At 69.8% G+C, this 5,822-nt stretch carries 6 protein-coding genes; 2 read left to right on the forward strand and 4 right to left on the reverse strand.

Annotated elements, in window-relative coordinates; all coding sequences use genetic code 11:
- On the forward strand, positions 1-844 hold an 844-nt coding region (locus ACR2JA_RS01365), incomplete at its 5' end, for an acyl-CoA dehydrogenase family protein (RefSeq protein ID WP_434007350.1).
- Between the two features lie 12 nt (positions 845-856).
- Here ACR2JA_RS01365 and ACR2JA_RS01370 read toward each other — a convergent pair.
- The 4 genes from ACR2JA_RS01370 to ACR2JA_RS01385 all read right to left on the reverse strand — a co-directional run bounded on the left by ACR2JA_RS01370 (position 857) and on the right by ACR2JA_RS01385 (position 4,568).
- Positions 857-1,480, reverse strand: a complete 624-nt coding sequence (locus ACR2JA_RS01370) for an ABC transporter ATP-binding protein (RefSeq protein ID WP_434007351.1) — start codon at positions 1,478-1,480, stop codon at positions 857-859.
- Positions 1,481-1,484: 4 nt separating this feature from the next.
- A complete protein-coding gene (locus ACR2JA_RS01375) occupies positions 1,485-2,204 on the reverse strand; it encodes a general secretion pathway protein GspB (RefSeq protein ID WP_434007352.1) in 720 nt (239 codons plus the stop codon).
- Between the two features lie 6 nt (positions 2,205-2,210).
- Positions 2,211-3,929, reverse strand: coding sequence for an ExeA family protein (locus tag ACR2JA_RS01380; RefSeq protein ID WP_434007353.1), 1,719 nt, complete (start codon positions 3,927-3,929; stop codon positions 2,211-2,213).
- A 75-nt stretch (positions 3,930-4,004) separates the two neighbouring features.
- Complete coding sequence (locus ACR2JA_RS01385; RefSeq protein ID WP_434007354.1) at positions 4,005-4,568, reverse strand: bactofilin family protein; 564 nt, start codon at positions 4,566-4,568, stop codon at positions 4,005-4,007.
- A 236-nt stretch (positions 4,569-4,804) separates the two neighbouring features.
- Between ACR2JA_RS01385 and ACR2JA_RS01390 the strand changes: the two genes are divergently transcribed.
- A complete protein-coding gene (locus ACR2JA_RS01390; protein ID WP_434007355.1) occupies positions 4,805-5,638 on the forward strand; it encodes a helix-turn-helix transcriptional regulator in 834 nt (277 codons plus the stop codon).
- Positions 5,639-5,822: the final 184 nt, after the last annotated feature.

Raw genomic sequence — 5,822 nt, forward strand, 5'->3', positions numbered from 1 at the left:
AAAGAAGTACCTGCCGCTGCTGGCCACCGGCGAGATGGTGGGCGCCATCGCCATGAGCGAGCCGGCCGCGGGCAGCGACCTGCAAGGCGTCAAGTCCACGGCGATCAAGAGCAAGGACGGCTCGCACCACGTGCTCAACGGCAGCAAGACCTTCATCACCAACGGCTGGCATGCCGACCTGGTGATCGTGGTCGCCAAGACCGACCCGGCCGCGGGCGCCAAGGGCACCAGCCTGTTCCTGGTCGAGCGCGGCATGGACGGCTTCAGCAAGGGCAAGCGCCTGAAGAAACTGGGCATGAAGGCGCAGGACACCTCCGAGCTGTTCTTCGACAACGTGCAGGTGCCGGCGGAGAACCTGCTGGGCGGCGAGGCGTTCGAGGGCAAGGGCTTTATCTGCCTGATGGAGCAGCTGCCTTGGGAACGCCTGCAGATCGCCATCGGCGCCGTGGCCGCGGCACAGGCCGCGATCGACTGGACGGTGCAGTACGTGAAAGACCGCAAGGTGTTCGGCAAGGCGGTGGGCAGCTACCAGAACACACGCTACACCCTGGCCGAGCTGCAGACCGAGGTGCAGGTGGCGCGCGTCTTCGTCGACAAGTGCTGCGAACTGGTGGCGGTGGACAAGCTCGACACCGCCACCGCCAGCATGGCCAAGTACTGGTGCAGCGACCTGCAGTGCAAGGTGATGGACGAGTGCGTGCAGCTGCACGGCGGTTACGGCTACATGTGGGAATACCCCATCACCCGAGCCTACGCCGACGCGCGCGTGCAGCGCATCTACGGCGGCACCAACGAGATCATGAAAGAGGTGATCTCGCGCTCGATGGGGCTGGGCGGGCGCTGAGCGCCGGCCGACTCAGAGGGCGATGTCGCCCGCCAGGTGCAGGCCCGGTGGTGCTTCGTGATCAGCGACCACCCAGGCCCGGCTGGTGTGCTCGGCCGCGTCCTCCAGCAGTTCGCGCACGCAGCGTACCGACGGGCCGTCCAGCGCGGCAAAGGGCTGGTCCAGCAGGGTGACCGGCGCCTGGGCCGCGAATGACAGGCTCAGCCAGACCTTGCGCTGGCTGCCGGTCGAGAGCATGTACATGGGCTTGTGCAGGTGCTGTTCCAGCGAGAAGGCGTCGATCAGTTCGTTCAGCAGATCCGGCGCATGCCCGGGGTGTTGCGCCGCCTGCCGGGCCAGCAGCTCGCGCACCACCACCTCGTCGTGCGCGGTGCTGCGCGGGTCGAACCAGCACACCTGTTGTGCCCAGGCGGCATCGGAGGGGCTGATGTCCAGGCCGGGCCGCCGCAGGCTGCCCGCCTGTGGCGTCCATTCGCTGGCCAGCAGACGCAGCAGCGTCGTCTTGCCACAGCCTTCGTCGCCGCGCACCACCGTCAGGCCGGGCGGGATGTCGAGGGTCAGGTCGTTCAGCAGCGGCTGACCGGGCCAGCCGAAGCTGAGTCCGACGGCCTGGAGAAGCGGGTGGTGGTCGTTCATGGGCTCAATACGCGATGCTGAAACGCAGGTTGCCCTGGCGGAGCACCGCCTGGTGCAGGCCGATGCGTTCGAGCACCAGGCCAGGCGCGACCTCCTGGCCCTCCTGGGCCACCGCGCCGTTGACGATGAGCATGCGGTGGGCGGGGTTGGCCGAGTAGCTGGCGCCGCTGACGCTCAGCTGTGGCAGTTGGGCGCGCTGTTCGGGTGTGAGGTCGGCGAAGCGACGCACGCCCGCGTCGCTGGCTTCTGTGTTGCGGGACGTGGTCGGCGCAGGCTGGGCATGGCTGACCGTGGCGGTGGCGCCGGAGGGGGTGTTCTGGGTCGTGGTCATGGCGGCCACCGGGGTCTCGGGCCGCAGGAGGGGGGGCACCGCGGCCGGTGTCGCGGGCGTGGCGGGCGGGGGCGTGACTGGGGCTTCTGCTGGTGCGTCGGGCCGCGGCGCCCGGATGGGAGCAGGTGTCGGCGTCTGTTGCACAACAGGTGCAGGGGCGGGCGCCAGCACACGGGCGGGCAGGGGCGTGTCGGCCCGGCTGAACCACCAGAGGGCGGCGGCCAGCAACACCAGCGCACACAGGCCGACCGCGGCCAGCAGTGGCCAGCGGCCGCTGGACGGCGACTTCGGGGTGGAGGCCATGGGCGCAGCGGTCTGGCTGTGCAGGCCGGGCACCGCGCCACGCTCGCGTTCGGCGTCGGCCCGTTTGAGTGCGTCAAGGATGTAGGACATGTCGCTTCAGGGGGGCGTCAGGCGCGGTTCGGGCACACCGCTCAGGCGGTTGACCTGCATGAAGGTGGTGGGCGTCACCTTGCCGCCGCCGTCGATGCCCTGGCCCTGCTGGAAGGCTTGCAGCCGGGCTGTGAAGTCGCCTGCAACGGCGGGCAACTGGCCTGTTGCCTGCAGGCTCTGCAACTGTTCGTCCATCCACTGCACGGCGGGGCCGCTGCCCACGTTGCCGATGCGCGCCGTGGTGCCCGGCGGCGTGCGCCAGAGCGTGGCGTAATCGCCGCGCCAGACGGAGGCCAGCGTGTCCAGCCCCAGGCGCCAGCGCTGGGCTCCGGCTTGCAGCGTGATGCTGTCGGCCGTCAGGGCGGTGACCAGGGCGCGTGCCGGTCCGTCGGCCAGTTGAAGGGTGAGGATGCCGGGGCGGTCGAGCTGCCGCAGGCCGTGCAGGCTCATGCGTCCAGTGCGGAAGCACTGCAGGCCCTGGGCCAGGGCGGCCGCGCAGGGATCCTCGCCGGCCAGGGCTTGATCCCACAGGGGGCCGAGTTCGCGCCACGCCGCGTTTTCACTGCCCAGCAGGGCACTGCGTGGCGGGGGCTGGTCTTGCAGCGGTTCGGCCTCGGGGGCCGCCACCTTCGCCGGTGCGGCTGGAGCCGCGGCGGGTGTGCCGGTTGGGGGGTCGCTGGCCGTCTGGGCCGCGGGAGCTGCAGGTGGTGGCTGGCTGCTCACGGCCACGGGCGGCGGGCTCTGGGTGCGCGCGGACAGCAGGCCAGGCAGCAGCCCCGGCCATTGCCACAGCGCGAACACGGCTGCGCCCAGCACCGCCGCGCCGCCCAGCGCCCCCAGACCGAGTGCCGCCCAGTGGCGGGTGACGTTGCGGGGGGCTGGCGAGGTGGTGGGCGGTTGGGCGGGCGTGTCGAACACTTCTTGCGCCGCCCGGTCCACGATGGCCGGGTCCACCTCGCGCCGGTCGCTGGCGTAGGCGCCCAGCAGTGCGCGGTCGCACAACAGGTTGATGCGACGCGGCACGCCACGCGTGAGCGCGTGCACGCGGGCCACGGCGGCGTCGCTGAAGGGCAGGGGCCCGGTGAGGCCAGCCACCTCCATGCGGTGGCGCACGTACTGGCGCGTCTCGGCTTCGCTGAGCGCGCCCAAGTGGAAGCGCGCGATCACCCGCTGGGCCAGTTGCTCCAGCTCGGGCCGGGCCAGCAGGCTGCGCAGTTCGGGCTGGCCGATCAGCACGATCTGCAGCAGCTTGCGTTCGTGCGTTTCCAGGTTGGTCAGCAGGCGCAACTGCTCCAGCACGTGGGGCGAGAGGTTTTGTGCCTCGTCGATGATCAGCAGGTTGTGCTGGCCCTGGGCGTGGCTGGCCAGCAGGTAGTCGTTGAGCGGGTCGAGGTGGTCCTTGATGGTGGCCGGGCCGCTGCCGTCAGGCCGCACCTCGATCTGGAACTCGTGGCAGATGGTCTTGAGCAGGTCGCTGACCGTCAGCTTGGGGTTGAAGATGTAGGCCACCCGGCAATGGGCGGGCACCTGCTCCAGGAAAGCGCGGCATACGGTGGTTTTGCCGGCGCCGATCTCGCCTGTCAGCAGCACAAAGCCACCGCCGCCCTGCACGCCGTACAGCAGGTGCGCCAGGGCCTCCCGGTGCCGCTCGCTCATGAAGAGGTAATGCGGGTCGGGCGCGATGGAAAAGGGCGTTTGGCGAAGACCGAAAAAGCCGGCGTACATGCCCTGAGGATAACGGCTGGTGTGTGGCCTTCCTCAGAAAGTCCCGGGCCGTCCACGACGGCCCGGGCAGGGGGATCAGGCTGCCAGGGCCATGGCGGGCTTGCTGGTGGCTGGCCGGGCCGACGTGGCGGCCACGGTGCATTCGATGTCGCCCGAGAGCTGGCCGCCTTCCTCGATCACCACCTTGCCGTAGCGGATCTTGCCGGTCACCTGCCCGGTGGCGTAGATGACCAGCTTCTGGCGCACCGTGAGGTTGCCGTCGAAACTGCCATGGATCTCGGCGATGTCGATCTCGGCCGTGCCCTTGAATGCGCCCTGTTCGGCGATCTGGATCACGCGCGAGTCCATGGTCGCTTCCACCAGGCCTTCGACGAACAGGGTGTCGCAGTCCGTGATCTCCACGCCCTTGAGCTTGATGTTCGGTCCGACGGTCAGCTTGCTGCCGCCTTCGGGCACCACGTGGCTGGCGGCGGGCGGGGTGCTGCCGCTGGTGGGCGCTGCCGTGGCAGCCGGTGCCGCTGTGGCGCTCGCGGCGCGGGTGGCTGCGGTGCCGGTGGGCTCGCCATAGCGCTGGGTGCCCAGTCCGCTGTTCAGGGGTTTGTTGATCTCGTTGTCGCGTTTGCCGAAATGCAGTGCCATGGGTCAGCTCCTTCTGAAAGTAGAGCGCCCATGCTAGGTGCCACGGGGCTTACATTCTGGTCGCCGCCGTAAGAGCCGTAACGGGATGCACCGTGCGTTTGGTTGCGGGTGTTGCAAATGGAGGGGCCAGCAGCGCGCCGCAGCGGCACTCCGCAGCCGCGGTTCGTGTCGGGGTTGCATTGCGGGGGGCCTGCCCGCAGGGCTTTCCGCAGGCGCCATCCCGTACAGTGCGCCGGATGACCACGCACTGGGTGTTGCCACCCCTACAGGCCCACACGCTGGCCCTGCCGCTGCCGCAGGTCGGCGCGCTGCTGGCGCGGCTGGGCCAGGCCGACGCCCACGCCGTGGCCGAAGACCTGCTGCGCCTGGTGGGCGCCCAGGTGCCGCTGGCCCAGTGCACGATCTTCGCGTTCGAGACGGGCCGCAAGCCCGTTGTCGTCGCTGTGGGCGACCGCTCGCGCACGCAGGAACTGCCCCACATCGCCGAAGCCTATGTGGACCGCTTCCACCGCCTTGACGGGCTGAGCAACGTCATGCAGGTCGAGTGGGCCGCTGCATTGAAGGCTGGGCCGGATGCGCCGCGCATCCTGCTGCACCGCCAGACCGGTGCCGACATCGCCCACGGTGACTACCGGCGCACCTGCTACGAACAGCCTCGGGTGGCCGAGCGGCTGGCGGTGCTGGCGCTGTACGAAGGGCGGCGCTGGCTGTCGGTGCACCTGTACCGCGGCACCGAACACGGCCCCTTTGACGACTCGGCGATCCGCGTGGTGGAAGCCTTTGCGCCGCTGATCGTGCAAGCCGTGCGCCTGCACCACACCGGCCTGGCGGTGCACCAGGACCTGGGCGGTCTGCTGCTGGCGCGTGCGGTGCGGCGCTGGCCACAGCTCACCCAGCGCGATCAGGACGTGGTGGTGGCGCTGATGGACGGGCTGGACACCGCCGCCCTGGCCACGCGCCTGGGGCTGACCGCCGCCAGCGCCCAGACCTACTGCCAGCGGGTCTACCGCAAGCTGGGCGTCGCCGGGCAGCGCGAGCTGGTGGCCGCGCTGCTGGAATCGACGGGCTGAGGGCTTTCCCTTGTTGTCCTGTTTTCAGGACATCACCATGGCGCCCGCTGCCTACACTGCGCGGCAGAACAGCAACCATCTTGATGAACCCGTTACTGAACCGCAGTGAAGTCGTTGCGCCAAGGCGACTTGGAGCGGGCGATGGCGTTGAGGATGACCAGCAGCTTGTGCATGCAGGCCACCA

The sequence above is a fragment of the Hydrogenophaga sp. genome (genome assembly GCF_051007235.1).
GTDB lineage: Bacteria > Pseudomonadota > Gammaproteobacteria > Burkholderiales > Burkholderiaceae_C > Hydrogenophaga.